General features: G+C 68.2%; 16 protein-coding genes. 6 read left to right on the top strand and 10 right to left on the bottom strand.

Going from position 1 to position 16,822, the window contains the following annotated elements; translation table 11 throughout:
* Positions 1-9 precede the first annotated feature (9 nt).
* The 9 genes from ACZOOI_RS32085 to ACZOOI_RS32045 form a co-directional block, all read right to left on the bottom strand.
* The gene (locus tag ACZOOI_RS32085) at positions 10-720 is read right to left on the bottom strand and encodes a FadR/GntR family transcriptional regulator (RefSeq protein ID WP_465283059.1); all 711 of its coding nucleotides are present in this window, start codon (positions 718-720) and stop codon (positions 10-12) included.
* Between the two features lie 229 nt (positions 721-949).
* Entirely contained in the window at positions 950-1,729 is a 780-nt protein-coding gene (gene map / locus ACZOOI_RS32080; RefSeq protein ID WP_465283058.1) for a type I methionyl aminopeptidase, read from the bottom strand.
* Between the two features lie 140 nt (positions 1,730-1,869).
* Positions 1,870-2,565, bottom strand: a complete 696-nt coding sequence (locus ACZOOI_RS32075; protein ID WP_465283057.1) for a response regulator transcription factor — start codon at positions 2,563-2,565, stop codon at positions 1,870-1,872.
* Between the two features lie 357 nt (positions 2,566-2,922).
* A complete protein-coding gene (gene vanX, locus ACZOOI_RS32070; protein ID WP_465283056.1) occupies positions 2,923-3,531 on the bottom strand; it encodes a D-Ala-D-Ala dipeptidase VanX in 609 nt (202 codons plus the stop codon).
* Complete coding sequence (gene vanA / locus ACZOOI_RS32065) at positions 3,528-4,595, bottom strand: D-alanine--(R)-lactate ligase (RefSeq protein ID WP_465283055.1); 1,068 nt, start codon at positions 4,593-4,595, stop codon at positions 3,528-3,530. Before vanA ends, vanX begins: the two co-directional genes overlap by 4 nt.
* The gene (locus tag ACZOOI_RS32060) at positions 4,588-5,550 is read right to left on the bottom strand and encodes a D-isomer specific 2-hydroxyacid dehydrogenase family protein (protein WP_465284195.1); all 963 of its coding nucleotides are present in this window, start codon (positions 5,548-5,550) and stop codon (positions 4,588-4,590) included. The genes vanA and ACZOOI_RS32060 overlap by 8 nt, the downstream gene beginning before the upstream one ends.
* A gap of 630 nt (positions 5,551-6,180) precedes the next feature.
* Positions 6,181-7,293, bottom strand: coding sequence for a lipid II:glycine glycyltransferase FemX (locus ACZOOI_RS32055; RefSeq protein WP_465284194.1), 1,113 nt, complete (start codon positions 7,291-7,293; stop codon positions 6,181-6,183).
* A 367-nt stretch (positions 7,294-7,660) separates the two neighbouring features.
* On the bottom strand, positions 7,661-8,272 hold the full coding sequence (locus ACZOOI_RS32050; protein WP_465283054.1) for a DUF3052 domain-containing protein: 612 nt from the start codon (positions 8,270-8,272) through the stop codon (positions 7,661-7,663).
* 2 nt (positions 8,273-8,274) lie between these two features.
* Positions 8,275-9,021: a VOC family protein gene (locus tag ACZOOI_RS32045; protein ID WP_465283053.1), complete on the bottom strand. Its 747-nt coding sequence runs from the start codon at positions 9,019-9,021 to the stop codon at positions 8,275-8,277.
* A gap of 252 nt (positions 9,022-9,273) precedes the next feature.
* Between ACZOOI_RS32045 and ACZOOI_RS32040 the strand changes: the two genes are divergently transcribed.
* Positions 9,274-10,125 carry an SAM-dependent methyltransferase gene (locus ACZOOI_RS32040; RefSeq protein ID WP_465283052.1) on the top strand — a complete coding sequence of 284 codons (852 nt, stop codon included), beginning with the start codon at positions 9,274-9,276 and terminating at the stop codon, positions 10,123-10,125.
* 36 nt (positions 10,126-10,161) lie between these two features.
* Here the strand turns inward: ACZOOI_RS32040 and ACZOOI_RS32035 are convergent, their stop codons facing one another.
* On the bottom strand, positions 10,162-11,187 hold the full coding sequence (locus ACZOOI_RS32035) for a hypothetical protein (protein WP_465283051.1): 1,026 nt from the start codon (positions 11,185-11,187) through the stop codon (positions 10,162-10,164).
* 436 nt (positions 11,188-11,623) lie between these two features.
* Between ACZOOI_RS32035 and ACZOOI_RS32030 the strand changes: the two genes are divergently transcribed.
* From ACZOOI_RS32030 to ACZOOI_RS32010, 5 genes are all read left to right on the top strand, one after another.
* Entirely contained in the window at positions 11,624-12,712 is a 1,089-nt protein-coding gene (locus ACZOOI_RS32030; protein ID WP_465283050.1) for a hypothetical protein, read from the top strand.
* 74 nt (positions 12,713-12,786) lie between these two features.
* Entirely contained in the window at positions 12,787-13,335 is a 549-nt protein-coding gene (locus ACZOOI_RS32025) for a UGSC family (seleno)protein (RefSeq protein ID WP_465283049.1), read from the top strand.
* Positions 13,336-13,482: 147 nt separating this feature from the next.
* The gene (locus ACZOOI_RS32020) at positions 13,483-14,283 is read left to right on the top strand and encodes an SDR family NAD(P)-dependent oxidoreductase (protein ID WP_465283048.1); all 801 of its coding nucleotides are present in this window, start codon (positions 13,483-13,485) and stop codon (positions 14,281-14,283) included.
* A gap of 223 nt (positions 14,284-14,506) precedes the next feature.
* Positions 14,507-15,394, top strand: coding sequence for a hypothetical protein (locus ACZOOI_RS32015; protein WP_465283047.1), 888 nt, complete (start codon positions 14,507-14,509; stop codon positions 15,392-15,394).
* 229 nt (positions 15,395-15,623) lie between these two features.
* On the top strand, positions 15,624-16,577 hold the full coding sequence (locus ACZOOI_RS32010; protein WP_465283046.1) for a PhzF family phenazine biosynthesis protein: 954 nt from the start codon (positions 15,624-15,626) through the stop codon (positions 16,575-16,577).
* Positions 16,578-16,822: the final 245 nt, after the last annotated feature.

Raw genomic sequence — 16,822 nt, 5'->3', positions numbered from 1 at the left:
TTTGCGGATTCACTGGTCCTCCGCCGCTCGTGGTGCCAGGGCCTCCAGGTCGCGGGTGAGCCGGACGATCGCAGCCGCCGCGTCGCGGGCGCCGCTCTCGTCCCGGGCCTCGATCGCGTCGACGAGTCGCCTGTGCAGGTCGGCATGCTCCTCGGCGCCGTCGGAGTCCGGGGGCAGGCCGCCCAGGGAGGAGGTGAGCGCCGTGCCGAGGTAGTCGTACACCTCGATCAGGAGGTCGTTTCCGCTCGCCCGGACGACGGCCCGGTGGAACAGTGCGTCGATACCCCGGGCCGCGGAGACGTCCCCACCGGCGCAGGCCGCGTCGGCATCGGCCAACAGCTCTCTCAGTTGGCGCAGTTGGTCCTCGCTGCGACGCAGGGCGGCGGCCCCCGAGGCGTATTCCTCCAGGACGGTGCGCAGTTCGAGAACGTTGTCCCGCTGCGCGGAACTCGCCCGCCGCACCATGACCGACTGGAGTTCACTCGACGCGCGGACGTAGGTGCCGTCCCCGACCCGGGCTTCCAGCAGGCCCAGGTGCACGAGCGCGCCGAGTGCCTCCCGCAGCGTGCTGCGTCCGACTCCGAGCTCCTCGATGAGGACCTGCTCCGGCGGGATTCGCGTTCCCACCGGCCATCCACCCGTCTCGATGTGCGAGCGGAGGCTGTCCACGAGCTGCGCGGACAGGCTTGCCGTCCTGCGCGGTGTACTGATGCGCTTCATGGAGGCAGCCTATACAAACATCAGACATTTGAACATCACATGACGGGGGGGCGTCGGTGAAGGCGTGGGGCGGGGCGGGGTGGGCGAGCGACAAGTGGGCCGGCCGGGGGCGCCAAGCGGCGTCCCCGGTCGGCCCACCGAACCTGTCCTGTCGCATGGCGAGGGCCGTGCCATCGGCCTGTCTCGATCCGCCGACCGGGCGCTCAGTCGCGCCGGTGTGGCTTCGATGTCACGAGTTCATGTTCGGCAGGGTGAGGATTTCGGCTCCGTCGTCGGTGATGGCGATCGTGTGCTCGCTGTGAGCCGTGCGGCAGCCTGTCGCGCTTCGGAGCGTCCAGCCGTCGGCATCGGTGACGAGCTCGGCGGTGTCCGCCATGACCCACGGCTCCAGTGCCAGCAGAAGCCCGGGGCGCAGCTTGTACCCACGGCCGGGTCGCCCGGTGTTCGAGATGTGCGGGTCCTGGTGCATCGTCGATCCGATGCCGTGACCGCCGAACTCGGTGTTGATCGGGTACCCCGCCTCACCGAGGACCGAGCCGATGGCATGGGAGATGTCGCCGATGCGAGCCCCGGGTCCGGCAGCGGCTATCCCTGCGCTCAATGCGCGTTCGGTTGCGCCGATCAGCGCGACGCTCTCCGGGGGCTTCGAGTCGCCCACGATGAAGCTGATGGCGGAGTCCGCGGCGACTCCGCGCTTGGAGACGGCGAGGTCGAGGGTCAGCAGATCGCCGTCGGCGAGGGCGTAGTCGTGCGGCAGTCCGTGAAGCACGGCGTCGTTGACGGCCGTGCAGATGTAGTGGCCGAACGGCCCGCGTCCGAAGGAGGGTGCGTAGTCGACGTAGCAGGACTGCGCTCCGGCCTCGACGATCATCGCCGCGGCCCACCGATCGATGTCCAGGAGGTTCGTGCCGACCGTGCTACGGCTCTTCAGTGTTTGCAGGATGCCGGCGACCAGGGCGCCCGTGTCCCTTGCTCGGGCCAGTTCGGTGGGGTTCAGGATCTCGATCATGCGGCGCCCTTCTCATGCATCCAATAACTATACCGGCCAAACTATACCGGTATTAGAATTGGAGTCATGGTCGGACTGCCGCTCACACCCCGCCTTATGCGGGGCGAGGCGGAGTTCGAGGCGAGCGCTCGACCCGGGCCCTAGCCTTGGTCTCCTCCCTCACGTTGGGGGTCCGCTTGGGTGTCGATGTGGTACCCGACGCCGGGTGCCGTGGCGATGATCCAGGGTTCGCCGAGCCGTTTGCGCAGTGCCGAGACCGTGATGCGCACGGCGTTGGTGAACGGGTCGGCGTTCTCGTCCCATGCCTGCCCCAGGAGTTCTTCGGCGCTGACCACACCGCCTTCGGCGGCGACGAGGACTTCGAGCACCGCGAACTGCTTTCTGGTCAGCGCGACATAGCGCCCGTCTCGGTAGACCTCCCGGCGGAACGGATCCAGCCGCAGACCTGCGATCTCCCGCACAGGCGGCCTGTTGTGCGCACGCCTGCGGTCGAGTGCCCTGAGCCTGAGCACGAGTTCTCGGAGTTCGAACGGTTTCGTGAGGTAGTCGTCCGCGCCGAGTTCGAACCCGGTGGCCTTGTCGTCGAGACGGTCGGCGGCGGTGAGCATGAGGATCGGCATGCCGCAGCCGGAGGCGATGATGCGCTTGGCGATCTCGTCACCGGAGGGCCCGGGAATGTCTCGGTCGAGGATGGCGATGTGGTACGCGTTGACGCTCAGCAGTTCCAGAGCGGTGTCGCCGTCACCTGCGATGTCGGCCGCGATCGCTTCCAGGCGTAGGCCATCGCGGATGGCTTCCGCCATATAGGGTTCATCCTCCACGATCAACACACGCATGGGCCGATGCTACGAGCCGGCGCATATCGTCGGCGTATCGAAAACCACATCCGTGCCCGGCAATACAACACCGTGCTGCTTTGACCGGTGGGCGGAACAAACCATTGGCCGGTAGGGACGACCCGGCGGATTCCTGGCGTCCATGCCGCCGTCGGCCGCCGGGCCGGGACGTCCTGCGGTGCCTTGCGTGCCCACCGACCGCCGGCAACCCGCGTCGAAGCTCCGGTGGTTGAGGGCGACTTGGGAAGGTCGCCCCGGATTACCGGAGCCTCGACGCGCTCGCCGCCGCCTACCTCGATCGGTCCCTGGGCGGGACACCTGCAACATCACGACGACTTCGGTTCATCCCCGGCTCGACTATGCGATGGGGAAATCGAAGTAGGTGTCCGGATAGGGTTCGTCCTTCAGCGTGTAGTGCCACCACTCGCAATCGTAGGAGCTGAAACCACAGACCTCCATGATGGAACGAAGGTGTTCGCGGTTCCTCGCTTCGATGTGCGTGATTCCTTCGGCCCCGTGATGTGAGATCGGATCCATCAGATCATGTTCGCCCCCCATGGGAGCAAGTTCACCGGTGGCCGAGTGATAGAGCGTCAGGTCGACGGTGCCGCCTCGGCTGTGACCCGATTTGGCGGCCACGTATCCTTGTTCGAACATCTCGGCTCGGTTGATATTCGGATAATGCCGTGCCTTCGTCCGGCCGTCCTCCGGCTGTTCCGACCAGCGCAGAAAGCAATCCACGGCGCGTTGAGGACGATAGCCGTCCCAGAGAAGCAGGCCGAAGCCGCGGGACGCGGCCTCATTTCGCGCTCTTTCCAGGGCCGCGCACAAAGCCCGCGTGCCGACGATTCGATTTGCCAGATATCCGTCCACCGGTTTGCCGGTAAAATTGTCCCAGGTGGCGTACTTGGCATCCCAAAGTACTCCGGACACGAACTCGTCCACGAAGACGAAGTCATCTTTCATCGGCTTTTCCTGCCCAACGCCGACGACACCAGCCGGTCGATCACCTCGGAAAGCGGCAACCCGGCGGCCACCATCATTCTCGGATAGCGGCTGTACGAGGTCATGCCGGGCAGGGTGTTGACCTCGTTGAGGACCACCTCTCCATTTTCCTTGAGGAACATGTCCACGCGCGCCAGTCCACTGCATCCGAGGGCTCGATATACGGCCTTCGCCGTCTCCTGAACGAGCGAGCGCGACTCCGTCGAAATGTCGGCCGGGACGATGGGTGTCGAGTTGTCGGAACCGCCCTCGGGATCCCGCTCCTGATGGATTTTGAAAAAACCGTGGGAGAGGGCGATCCGGTCCACCTCGCCGGTGATCAGATCCGGGTCGTTCCCCAATATGGCGCACCCGACCTCGCTCCCGACGACGGCCTCTTCGATCAACACCTTCGAGTCGTACCTTCTTGCGGCATCCAGCGCACTCGGGAGTTCTTCCTTTCGATACACCTTGCCGACCCCGAAGGACGACCCCGAACGGGCCGGCTTCACAAAGACGGGGTAGTCGAACCCGTCGGCATCGATATCCTCGTTAGCCATGACGGTCCGGAAATTCGGCGTGGCGATTCCCGCGCTTCCGGCGACGGCGTAGGCAAGGGATTTGTCCATGCAGAGAGCGGAGCTTTGGACATCGCAGCCGACGTAGGGGATTCCGGAGAGTTCCAGCAAACCCTGTATCGCACCATCCTCGCCGAGTGTGCCGTGCAGAACCGGCAACACGACGTCCAAGCCGATGGTTTCGTATTGTCCCTGCCGTCCCTGGCCGCCCTGCCCGCCTTGCTCCAGAACGAGCAATCCGTGGACGCCTCTGTCCGGTGACAGCACGGCCGGGCGGCAACTGCCGGTTTCCCAATCTTCGCCGGGGCCGTCGCAAAGCTTCCACGTGCCGCTCTTCGTGATTCCGATGTAGAACGGCGCATACTTTTCGGTATCGAGGCTCCCGGCGACCCGCTGTGCGGATTTGATGGAGATGGGATGTTCTTCGGAGCAGCCTCCGAATATGATTCCGACCCTCAGCTTATCCATGCTGGTTCCTGCTTTCGAAGTTCAGGCAGTTGGTGATGGAATTTTCGACGGTGTCACGCAGGGCGTGCTCCGTGTAGTACGCGGTGTGCGGACTGATGATTGCATTCGGTAGGCTTTGCAGTCGCACCAACGATTTGCTTTCGATGGGTTTGTTTCTGTGGTCGGCGTAGAATATTCCTTCCTCTCCTTCGAGGACATCCAACGCCGCGCCGCCCAACCTGCCGCTTTCCAACGCGGGAACCAGGGCCTCGGTGTCGAGAAGTGAACCGCGTCCGGTATTGACAATGAGCGCGCCGTGCTTCATTTGGTCGATGCGTCGACGATTCAGGAGATGGTGTGTGTTCGCGTCGAGTGGTGTATGGAGCGTTACGATGTCGCTCAGCCGTAGCAATTCATCGAGGGAAACGTAATCGACCGCGGCTGCGGCGGGACGACGGTCATGGGCCAGTATTCGACAGCCGAAACCCCGCAGCCTGTCGATGACTGCCGAGCCGATGCGTCCCGTTCCGATCACCCCGACGGTCAGATCGCGTAGCTCTTTCCCGCGCACATCGTCCAACGTGTAGTCATGGATATCTGCGCGACGGATGATGGCTTTTGCATTCCGCACCGCCATCAGCATCAGCATCAGGGTGTAGTCGGCCACGCTGTCGGGTGAATAGGCGACGTTTTCGACGCAAATGCCGACGCTCTCCGCGTAATTCACATCGATATGGTTGTATCCGATGCTTCTCGTGGAGACATAAGCTACGCCGACTCGACCGAGCGCACGAAGAGTGGAATCTGTGACCCGAGTTTTATGACCGACGCTGATGCATCGATTGCCGAAGGCCGGCTCGATATTGGCTTCGGATACCGCTGCCTCCGTGATGGTGGGTACCACGCCGAAGCGAGGCGTCATCTCTCGGAACAGAACGGCCTCGTCCGGCTCGCAGCCATAAATTGTGATTCCCATCGATGCCGGCACCGTCGAGGAGGACGAGGATTCCTGCGATCGGGTGCGGCGGGCGGCTGTTCGGGCCGGTTCGCTGTGAGTCATGCCCCTAGTCAAGGGAGCGTGGTGTTGCCGGCACGTATGTGGTTTTCGATATGCCGACGCTATGTTACCGGTCGGTATTGTCGAGGGTGCGATGTCTTGATCGTCGTGGGCGGGCGTCAGTCCTCGACGGTCCACGCACATAGGCACTCGACGTCACCGGTCGATGGCCATCTCGTCGGCATATCGAAAAACCGCATACGGGGCCGCCCGCAACACCACGTTGGCTTGACTGAAGGCGTTATCCACAGCGAGCCGAGCCGGGCGGCCTCTTCCTCGCCTCGGCCGGCGAACACGTCGGACGGCCACGAACACGTCGGCCAGGCGGGCCGGGCCGACGTGGTGGCCGCGGTCGGCGAGGCCGCCCGGTCGGTCGCCGGTGCGGCGGGGGAGTGGGCGGTGGCGCCGGCCGACAACGACGCGGCTGTCGACCGGCTGCGCGGCCACCTCGCCGCCGGCGACTTGGTGCTCGTCAAGGCCTCCCGCGGGGCGCGCTTCGACAAGGTCGCCGCAGCGGTCGCCGGCGGTCGCCGACCATGGGATTCGGGCTCAGCGGCCGCGACGCCTCATGTAGAGATCGAAGGCCCGATAGACCACCGGTCGCAGCGGCAGGTCCCACTCGCCGACATACCGCACCGCCTGCCCGCCGGTGCCGACCTTGAACTGGACCAACCCGACGTGCGGATCGTCCGCATCGAGGGTGGGGGTGATGCCGCGCAGGTCGTAGACGTCGCAGCCGGCCGCCAGCGCGTCGCGGATCATCGCCCACTGGCAGGCGTTGGAGCCGCGCACCTCTCGCTTCTCGGTGGAGGAGGCGCCGTAGCAGTACCAGGCGTGGCCGCCGACGCGGACCAGGATGGTGGCGGCGACCGGATCGCCCTGGTGGCGGGCCAGATAGAGCCTGATCCGCTCGGGGTCCTCGGCGCTCATCGCCGCGAACATGGTCTCGAAGTAGCGCAGCGGCCGGGGCGTGAAGCGGTCGCGCGCGGCGGTGTGGACGTAGAGGTCGTGGAACGCCTCAAGGTCCTCGCCGACCGTGATCTCGACGCCCTCCTTGGCCGCCTTCCTGATGTTGCGGCGCCAGAGCTGATTCATGCCCCCCAGCAGGTCGTCCTCGGTCCTGCCGGCCAGCGGAATCTCATAGGTGAACTGGGGTTGTCCGACCCCGAAGCCGTCCTCCGGGCTCTGTGGCAGCCAGCCGGCGTCCGCGAGTCGGCGGGCTACGCGGGTACCGACCGGGTCGGACCGCGGGTCGGACATCTCGGTGAGCCGCCTGATGTCCGGGTCGGCGATGCCCTCCTTGACCCGGGCCGCGCTCCAGGTGTTCGTGCGCACCGGCGGGCCGAGTCGGATCGCGAACGCGCCGTGTGCCTTGAGGTAGGCCGCAAGCGGATCGAGCCACGCGTCGATTTCGCCGGTCCAGTCGATGGCCGGGCCCTGGGGCAGGTAGGCCAGCGTGAAGCGCTCGAGCCTCGGGACCGGCCGGCGCAGGACGAGCCCGGCACCGACCAGTTGCCGGCCGTCGTACCAGCCGAGGGACTCGCTGTGCCACTCGGTCTTGACGCGACCCCATGCCGGGGTCTGCAGGAAGCTGATCGACCGCCGTGCCTGCACGAATGCCGAGTGCTCGGCGGGGCCGATCGGCTCGACGGTCAGACCCACGCCCACGACCCCGACCCCTCGGCGGTGCGCAGTTCGGCGCACCGGTTCGCATCCTCACGACAACCTTCTCGGACAGGGCGCCGATGCGCCCCGAATGCCGGTGGCATCGGGCCACTGCCCTGTTCGCGACCGACACCACGAGTACAGCGGTGCACATCGCCCGGCCCGAGGGCGCGCCCGGCGGCCGAGGGGGACGAGGACGTCGGAGGCCGGGCTGCTGATCTTGCCGGTTCGCTGCGGGACATGCCCCCAGTGAAGGCAGCGTGGTGTTGCCGGCACGTATGTGGTTTTCGATATGCCGGCGATATGCTCCGGGCCGGCACGGGCGGGGTCTTGCGGTGGCGCCCGGTGTGATGTCGGGCTGTGGCTACCGTTGTGCGCGGGGATTCTCGGGCCGGACGAGGCAGTTGCCGGACCATGCCCCGAGGTTGACGGCAGCGATGGATGCCAGGCCGGCCGCGTTCGCTTCCTCGGCGATCTCGCTCGGATCGACGTGGCCGGGCTTGTCCGTCTCCGGAGTGAGGACCCAGATCACACCCGGGTCGGAAAGGGGCGCCACCACACCCGTGAGTTCGTCGGCCAGGTCGCCGTCGCCCAGCCGCCACCACAACAGGACGACGTCCACGACGTCGTCGGTTTCGTCGTCCACCATCCCCTTGCCGATCGTGTCCTCGACGTCGGCGCGGATTTCGTCATCGGTGTCGTTGTCCCAGCCCAGCTCCTGAACCACCATGGATCGAACGATGCCCATCCTTTGCGCGTAGTTCCGCGCATCCGCGGCAGCCACCATCACAGCCCTCCTGCTCGAAACGCATACCCGGGCATTCGAGGTCAGCCGCTCGGCAACTCGCAGTGCCCGTCGAGGATTCCGCCCGTTCATCGACGCGGCCGCTCCGGTGTCCCACACCTTCACGCACGCCGAAGGGCGCCACATGCGCCACACCACCGCCCCGCGCCCTCCGGACGGCTGCGCGGCCACGATTACCGGGTGTCTTCGGTAAGCCACCGACGCAGATCCGCGGCGTTGCGCAGTTCGCCCTCGACTCGCTGCCGCTCGTCCGGGGTGAGGCGAATCGCGCTCAGTTCAGTGGTCCATCCCTCGATGCCTTCGCGTTCATCCATACCGATCGCAAGTTCGACGAGGGTCGCCAATGCCAGCGCCCGCTCGACGGCCGGTGCGGTTGCGCCGTGCCTGCGCAGGCCGGATTTGACGGCCCGGAATGCCGCACGATCGTCGTACTTGAAATCGCGGTAGATACGCGCGTTGTCGAGAACCCGGGCCAACCCTTCGAGTTTCCGCGAACCGCCGTACTCCAGTTCCTTCGGCTCGTCGCGCTGGATGAACGCGATCTGATTGCCGGAGGGATCGATCAGCGTGAAACGACTCGCGCCCGCCCTGAAGCGCGTGATGCGCGGCCGACCCGTCGCCAGTACCTTGCCGTAGGTCTCGCGCATGGCCTGTGTGAAAGCGGCATGGTAGGGCGCCACGGCGTCGACCCAGACCAGGCATCCTCCGCTGTTCTCCTCCGCGGGGTCCAGATCCTTGGGCGGCTTGCGGAAGTGCAACTCGAAGCCGCTCCATTCGAGCGAGAGATAGATGTAGGGCTTGGTCTGTTTGTAGGTGACCTTGAAACCGAGTGCCTGAAAGAATTCGGCCGTCTCCTCCACCGCTACGCAGGGCATCATCGGCACGGTTGTCTCGTTGGCCTGTATCGTCGAGGCTGTCACTGATTCGCACCTTTCCCTCCCGGGCGTCTGCCCAGGGGCTCGATTGTGACCGTCCTCGACGATTTCCGCACATGAGTCATCGCATAACGCCCATATCGGCTGTGTGGGTGAGGAGTTCGCCCGCTGCGCCGGGCCCGGCCGCCTGCCGGCGGGAACGTGGGGGGCGATAGCATCGCGCCTACACAACGTGAACGTGGGACGAGTGCCGCAGGCGCGATTTCTCGTTCGGTTTCAGGGCGAGGGCAGGTGCAGATGGATTCCGCGTTCGAGCGGTCGCCGGAGCAGGAGGCATTGATCGCCGAATGGGCTCCGCCGGAGGTCGACACCGGTAGGCCGCACTCGGCGCGCATCTACAACTACTTCCTGGGCGGCAAGTCCAACTTCCCGGTCGATCGGGAAGCCGCCGAAAAGACCCTGGCGGCAGTACCCAAGGCGCGCACGGCCGCGCAGGCCAATCGTGCGTTCCTGCTGCGGGCGGTCGAGCACCTCGGTCGGCTCGGGATACGGCAGTTCCTCGACATCGGCACCGGCATCCCCGTCGAGGGGCGCAACACCCACGACGCGGCCCAGCGGATCGCGCCCGACGCACGAGTGGTCTACGTCGACAACGACCCCATCGTCCTTGCCCACGCCCGTGCGCTGCTGTCCAGCCATCCGGACGGCGCGACCGCCTACATCGACGCGGACGTGCACGATCCCGACGCCATCCTCGCCGACCCCGCGCTCACCGAGACCCTGGATCTCGACCGGCCGCTCGCTCTCCTGCTGATCGCGATCCTGCACTTCCTCCCGGACGAGGACAAGCCCACCGACATCCTGCGCCGGCTGACCGACCGGCTCCCGTCCGGCAGTTACCTGGTCATCTCGCACCTCACCGGCGACTTCGACCCGGCCTCGACGACCGGCGGGGTCGCGGCGTACCGGAACGCGGGCATCCCGATGCAGGTGCGCAGCCGCGCCGAGGTTGCCGCACTCGTGCCCGACGGATGGGAACTGCTCGATCCCGGCGTCGATTTGGTCTCCCACTGGCGTCCGGACCCCGGGACCGAACTCCCCGATCCGGTCACCATCGGCTGCTACGGGATGCTGGCGCGCAAACGCTGAAGGGGCCCGGGGAAGCACCGGGCGACGGGCGTTCGATCAGAAGCTTCCACCGCAACCGTGGCTGCCCGCGCCGTAGCTGGAGTGGTGCGACGTCCCGGTGTGGCGGGTGGTGTCCGGTCGCTTCGGGGGTGGGCGGAACAGGTCCGAGTGCGGGAAAAGGCAAGCCCACCATGCGCTCAGGACCAGGTCGCACTCCTGTTCCAGTGCCGCCCGGGCGGCGCTCTCCCAAGTGACCGACACACCCTCGTCGCGCAGTTCGCGCAGCGCGGCTTCCAGCGCGTGGGCGGTGAGCGGCTCGTCGACCGTGCGGTCGTGCGGTCGGGCGGCCGCCGGGAGCGGACGGTCGGGCGCGATGTCGTACCGGTACACGAGCACGTCGCCGGCAGCCGGGCCGGAGTCTGCTCCCGTGGCGGAGACTGCTCCCGCGCCGGCCGGGTCGTCGGCGGCCACGGGCGGGTCGGTTCGCTCGCCGACCAGGACCAGCCCCCACATCGGTCGTTCCGCCGACGCCCGCGCCCTTTGCCGCCGTTCCTCGTCGGCCGCACGCCGCGCGGCCTCCCTTCGCTCGTCGTTGGCACGCGTGGCGCCCACGGCTTCGGCCACCGCCTCGCGCGTGGGTCGGTACGCCGCCTCGGCCGCGGCGACAGCCGTCCGGTAGGTCTCCAGCGCCTGCTCCCACGTGCGCAACGCGGCCCGCCGCCGCCGGCGCAGTACTCGCGTGGTCGGCTTGTCGAGGTCGGCGAGTACCTGTGCGCGCACGGGGATCGCCGCCACGATCGCGGCGTCGATCGCCTCCACGTACGCGTGCCCGGCGGCAAGCCATTCGGCGTGTGTCTCGGCGGACATCCCGACCCGATCCCGGTTGCCGGAGAGACCGATCCCGATGACCGAGAAGACCTCGGACTCCTTCCACGCCGACGGCGCGCGCCACTCGTGCGCGCTCACCCGGAGCGGCATTCCGTCGAAGAACCCGGCGTCACGGTCCAGTTGCGCGTGCAGGCCCTCGACGCGCCGGCGGTACGACTCGACCGCACGGCGTTCCTCGTACGCGAAGGCGACCACGGGTCCTCCCTCTTCGCATCGTCCGTGTCCCACGTCCACTGTCGACCTCCCCGCCCGCCGTCACAAGCCGGAAGATCCTCGATGTTCACCGAGGACGTGTGTTCACCTCGCGCACCGACACCGGTGACCACCCGTTCGAGGAGTTCATCGCCTCGGACAGCCGCGGCCGTGCCCACGTGCTCGATTGGCAGCGGCGGCACCGGCTCGCGTGCCGGTATCCGCTGCGGCACCACGGGACTCGGTGTGCGCATGACCGGCCTTCGCCAGGCCGCACAGCGCGCGGAGGTGCGAACGACTGGCGGGCGTCCGGGATCCTGCGATTCGAATATTCGAATGTGCGGCTTGCTATTTCGAACTGAGCCTCTTGTGGTTGCGGCCGTGCGGCCATAACCTCACAGCCACTCGCCTCCCTGCCCCCTCGGTCGAAGGAATGCTCGTGGTCGACTCCGCAACGGTCGGATCCGCCCCCGCCGGGGGCGCCGACACGCATGCCCTGCCCGACGATCTGCCCGAGACCGTGTACGCGTGGCTGGAGGCACGCGGGTGGGGGGACGGTCTGCCGATTGTGCCCCCCACCGAGGAACGAGTGGCCGCGATGTTGGCCGGCTACGCCGGTGATCCCGACGAGGTCGTCGGTGTGCTGCCGCCGCGCCTGGGCGAGGCCACGCCCAGGGTGCTCGCCGTCAACGCGGTGATGGCCGGATGCGCGCCCGGGATGTTGCCCCTGCTCGTCGCCGCGACGCGGGGGATGTGTGCACCGGAGTTCAATCTCCGCGGCGTGAACTCCACGACCCACCCGGTGTCCGTGATGGTCGTCGTGCACGGACACGCGGTGTCCGCCCACGGGTTCAACGCCGGTACCGGGACGCTGGGTCCGGGCAATCGGGCGAATGCCACGCTGGGGCGCGCGGTGCGGCTGGCGCTGCTGCACATCGGCGGTGGGACGGCCAAGGGCACCGGGGACGCGGGCCTGGCGGACGCGGCGACGCACGGGCAGCCCTCGAAGTACACGTTCTGCTTCGCGGAGAACGCCGAGGCCAGCCCCTGGGCGGCCTATCCGCGTTCGCTGGGGCTGGAGAGCCGCAGCGCGGTCACCGTTGCCGGGATGGAGAACCCGCACAACATCCACGACATGGAGACCCGGGGCGAGCCGGGGCCGATCCTGGACAAGATGGCGACGGTGATGGCCACGTTCGGGACGAACAACGCGGTCGTCTCCAGCGCCGAGTACTTCATCGTCCTGGGTCCGGAGCACGCGGCCACGATCGCCGCGGCGGGGTGGGCGCGGCAGGACGTCCGGGCGTACCTGTTCGAGAAGGCGCGACGCCGGGCGGGCGACTTCCGCGAGAACTTCCGGGCCGCGTTGTGGCGTCCGTGGATGCGTGCGCTGTCCGACGACGACCTGCAGCCGATGACCGACAGCGCGGACAACATCCGGATCCTGGTCGCGGGCGGCCCGGGCAAGCACTCGCTGGTGGTTCCGAGTTGGGGACTCACGCGCAGCGTCACCGTTCCCGTCGACTAGACCAGCGCCGCAGCGCCGCCGTGTTGCCCCTTGCCCTGTGGCCTTGCCCCACCCGACACGTTGAGGAGAACGTCATGACCGTCCACCTGCTCGACCCGTGCGGACGGGTCGGCGAGCCGGCCAAGCAACTCGCGCCCGGACTGGCAGTGTTGACCGGAGCGCGCATCGCCGTCCTGGACAATCTCAAGCCCCACGCGGGCTACATCCAAGGAGCCGTCGCCCGGCTGCTCGCCGAACGCACCGGCGCGGTGGTCTCGCTGGAGATCCCCAAGTTCAGCGCGGCCGCACCCGCCGAGCCCGAAGTGATCGAGCGACTGCGCGCATCGGCGGATCTGATCATCACCGGCTCGGCGGACTGTGGTTCGTGCACCTCGTGGAGTTGCCACGACACCGTCGCCCTGGAACAGGCGGGCATTCCCACCCTGCTCCTGGCCACCGCCGGCTTCACCGAGATCGCCCGCCAGGTCTCCTCGCTGTACGGCATGCCCCAGGCACGCGTCCTCACCGTGCGCGGCCCGCTCGGCGGCTCGTCCGACACCGAACTCGACGCCATGGCACTCGAGGCGATCGAGGACGCCCTCGTCCTCGCGACGACCACCCCGTCGGCCCCCGACGCCCCCTGACCCCGGCCCGCCCGAGCACCCCGAGCGCCTGCCCGGTCCGGGATGACGACACGAACGCCCGCCCGGCCCGGGACGGCGACACAAACGCCCGTCCGGCCCGGCACGACGACACGAACACCCGCACCACACGAAGCGGAGAAACCGACTGTGCCGGACCCGACGAACCTCACCGGCCGCGCCGCCCTGGTCACGGGCGGCGGTGCCGGACTGGGACGGGCGATCGCCCTCACGCTCGCGCGGGCGGGGGCGGACGTCGCCGTCACCGACATCGTCCCCGAGGCCGCGCACGAGAGCTGCGAACTCGTGCGTGCCACCGGGCAGTCGGCCCTCGCGCTGATCGGCGACATGCGCGACCCGCATCGGGTGGACGAACTCGTCGACGAGGCCGCGCGAACTCTCGGCCCACTGCGCATCGCCGTCAACAACGTCGGCATGATGGGGGAGCACTCCGCCGCACCGTTCGTCGAGTGGACACCCCGGGCCATGTCGGACGTGGTCGCCGGCAACCTGCTCACCGCGATGTACTCGTGCCGCGCCGAGGCGGCGGCCATGATCCGCGACCGCGTCGACGGCGTGATCATCAACGTCAGTTCGGGCGAAACCACTCGCCCCGCACCGCGGTTGGCCCCCTACGGAGCCGCCAAGGCGGCGGTCAACCACCTCACCCGGACCCTCGCGGTGGAACTCGCGCCGCACCGCATCCGGGTCAACGCCGTCGCCCCGGGAACCACCCTCACCCGCGAGGTGGAGGCCGCGCTCACCGCCGACTACGTCCGGGCACTGCGCGCCTCGATCCCGCTGGGCGGCGAACTGTCCGCCCCCGAGGACCTCGCCGACCTCGTCCTGTTCCTCGCCTGTGACCTCTCCGCCCACACCACCGGACAGTTCCTCCTGTCCGACAACGGCGCATTCCTCTCCCGCAACCGCCCCCCACTCGACACCCACTGACCCGAACGCCCCGCGCAGACAGCGCACTTCAGGCCGAGGATGCCTGCTCCGTCGATGTGGATGTGGATGTGGATGTGGATGTGGATCGTCACAGCACACCGCAATGCCGAAACGCCACACCGGCCGCTGTTTTCGCTGCGCCACTCGACGTGTCGCGTCTCCCGAGTGCACTCTTGAAAGGCCGTTGCGTGCACGGGTTGTGACGCTTGGTCAGGAGGCGTTGATGAACCTCTGGGGCATGTCGGCCGTGGTTCTCGGGGGATTGACGGCCATCGCTCTCGTCCCGTCCGTGCGCTTGCTCCGGGCCTGGAGGGCGCGAAACCTCGCCGACAAGGCGATGGTCGAGCGCCTGGTCACCGAGGAACTCGACCTGTACGGAGCGGTGCACTACGTCTTGATGCCGCTCTGGTCGACCGTCGGCGAGATAGTGCTGGGTCGACTCCACCAGCAGGACCGGGTGCACGTGTCCAGGGAGGGCCTGATCACCTTCGCGACACCGAAAGCCGAATCCCCGATGCCCGAGGACCCTCTCCTGGCGGCCGCCCTCGCCGCGGTGAGAAGGCGACCCGACGGCATCGGCCTGTACGAACTCCGCGAGGACGATGCCTATTGCGCCGCTGAGCGAACCCACGCACCCCAGCCGTCCGAGACGTACTCCGCGACGGTCGCGTGGATGCGACGCGCGCCCATCCGGGACAGCCTCCAATTCGTGGCGTTCTGCTGGTCGGTGGGAGTCATCGCCTACCTGACGTGGTTGCTGTGCTGGGACCCGGCCCACACGGTCCGGTCGGTGCTGCTGATCGTGGTGATCCCGGTTCCGGCAGCCTTGATCACGGCGGCACTGCTCGTCGGGACATGGCCCCGCGGTCGGCCCTGGGTCGAGGTGCTTCGGCACCACTGCGAGGAAGTGGTTCTTCGGGAGACCCGCGATCTCGACCCCACGATCGCAGCGGCGTTGCGACTGCGCCGGGAGCCTCCCCACCCCCCGGACGACGCGGACTCGGATCCGTGGCACGACACCTGTGGCTGCTCGCGTGGCGGCTTCGCCTCGTGCTTCGACGGGTGCCCCGGTGGAGACCCCAGACCGCAGGACCCTCCCATTACCTGGTAGGAGGGCCAACGGATGTCCCGTGAGCGCCATGGCGGCTCCGTGTGTCGGGCGGCTGCTGTGAGTTGGGCCCGACCTGGCGGTGGAAGGGCGTCGGGGGAAGCGAATCGCCCCCGACGGCGATGCGAATGGGTCGGTGGGCGAGGGGGCACACGCCGATCGGCGGGCCGAAAGAACCCGGCGTTGGTACCGTACTTCGCGTGATGTCGGGCTGCCGTTTCTCGGATTGCGGATGAGCGGGCGCGAGTTGCCGGTCGCGATTGTTCGCGCGTGTCTGCGCGACGGCAGGGGCGGCAGCCCCACCGCGGTCGTGGACGACGCGTCGTTGAGCGACGACGAGCGTCGTGGTGTGCCCGCCTCGGCGGGAACCTCGCATGCCGTGTTCGTCTCCCGGCACGAGGGCCCACCCGGCGATCCCGTCGTCTCCCTTCGCTTCTTCACCAGCGAAGGGGAACTGCCCGCCTGCGGCCACGGGACGGTTGCCGCACTGGCCTTCTTGGCCGGGCGGGCCGGGCGCGACGCGTATCGGGCCACCCTCCATGCCGGGGGCCGGATCTTCACCGGTTGGTCCGTGCGGGAGAAGACCGGTGTTCATGCCGCCTTCGACCCGGGCCCCGTCGAACTGCGCGAGCCCACCGAGAGCGAAATCGGCCTCGCCCTGGCCGCCCTGGGCCTCGCCCCCGGCGCGCTCGCTGCGGATGCCCGGGTCGCCTCGGTGGGACGACCGAGGTTGCTGGTCCCCGTGGGAACGCGGTCGGCGCTGGCCGCCCTGGCACCGGACTTCGAACGACTGCGCGCCGTATGCGACCGTCTCGGTTTCCTCGGCTGCTACGTGTACACCGTGCCGACGCCCGAGGGCCGCGTCGCCGCCCGCATGTTCGCCCCCTCGATCGGCGTGGCGGAGGACATCGCCAACGCCAACAGCACGGCCTGCCTTGCCGGGTACCTGGCCGGTCGGGGCATCACCGACATCACCGTCGACATGGGCGACTCCGTCGGCGCGCCCGCCACGATCACCGCCACCACACGACACAGCGGGTCGGGCCCGTCGATTCAGGTGGGAGGCGCCGCGGAGGTCACCGGCTTCGTCCACGGACATCGCGGCGCCGGTGCCGAGCAGGCCGATGTCGGCCGGAAGACCGTCCGGGGCGGAACAAGCGGTCGAGGTGCCACGAGCCCGGGGTGACGGTGGTCGCGGTGCCGCCCTCCGCGCCCGCGACGCCGACGACGCCTCCCACGTACGTCGGAGGCGTCGGTCCCCAAGGGGCCGGAGCGGGGTGGTGGTACATCCGCCACTCGGCTCTGCCCGGACCCCTGGCCGGTGCCGGCTGCCAGGGGTCCAGGGCTCAGGGGTTGTGTGGCCCGGTCCTCGGCCACTGCCTCGGCTTCGACGGCGCATGCCTGCGGCGAGGGAGGCGCAGGGGAGTCTGC

The sequence above is a fragment of the Embleya sp. L77 genome, assembly GCF_055557415.1.
This window is presented reverse-complemented; position numbering and strand designations above follow the sequence as displayed.

What these genes read in the sequence shown, in the direction of transcription:
- ACZOOI_RS32085 (WP_465283059.1), bottom strand. Translation starts at nt 720, where the DNA reads ATGAAGCGCATCAGTACACCGCGCAGGACGGCAAGCCTGTCCGCGCAG.
- map (WP_465283058.1), bottom strand. Translation starts at nt 1,729, where the DNA reads ATGATCGAGATCCTGAACCCCACCGAACTGGCCCGAGCAAGGGACACG.
- ACZOOI_RS32075 (WP_465283057.1), bottom strand. Translation starts at nt 2,565, where the DNA reads ATGCGTGTGTTGATCGTGGAGGATGAACCCTATATGGCGGAAGCCATC.
- vanX (WP_465283056.1), bottom strand. Translation starts at nt 3,531, where the DNA reads ATGAAAGATGACTTCGTCTTCGTGGACGAGTTCGTGTCCGGAGTACTT.
- vanA (WP_465283055.1), bottom strand. Translation starts at nt 4,595, where the DNA reads ATGGATAAGCTGAGGGTCGGAATCATATTCGGAGGCTGCTCCGAAGAA.
- ACZOOI_RS32060 (WP_465284195.1), bottom strand. Translation starts at nt 5,550, where the DNA reads ATGGGAATCACAATTTATGGCTGCGAGCCGGACGAGGCCGTTCTGTTC.
- ACZOOI_RS32040 (WP_465283052.1), top strand. Translation starts at nt 9,274, where the DNA reads ATGGATTCCGCGTTCGAGCGGTCGCCGGAGCAGGAGGCATTGATCGCC.
- ACZOOI_RS32025 (WP_465283049.1), top strand. Translation starts at nt 12,787, where the DNA reads ATGACCGTCCACCTGCTCGACCCGTGCGGACGGGTCGGCGAGCCGGCC.
- ACZOOI_RS32015 (WP_465283047.1), top strand. Translation starts at nt 14,507, where the DNA reads ATGAACCTCTGGGGCATGTCGGCCGTGGTTCTCGGGGGATTGACGGCC.
- ACZOOI_RS32010 (WP_465283046.1), top strand. Translation starts at nt 15,624, where the DNA reads ATGAGCGGGCGCGAGTTGCCGGTCGCGATTGTTCGCGCGTGTCTGCGC.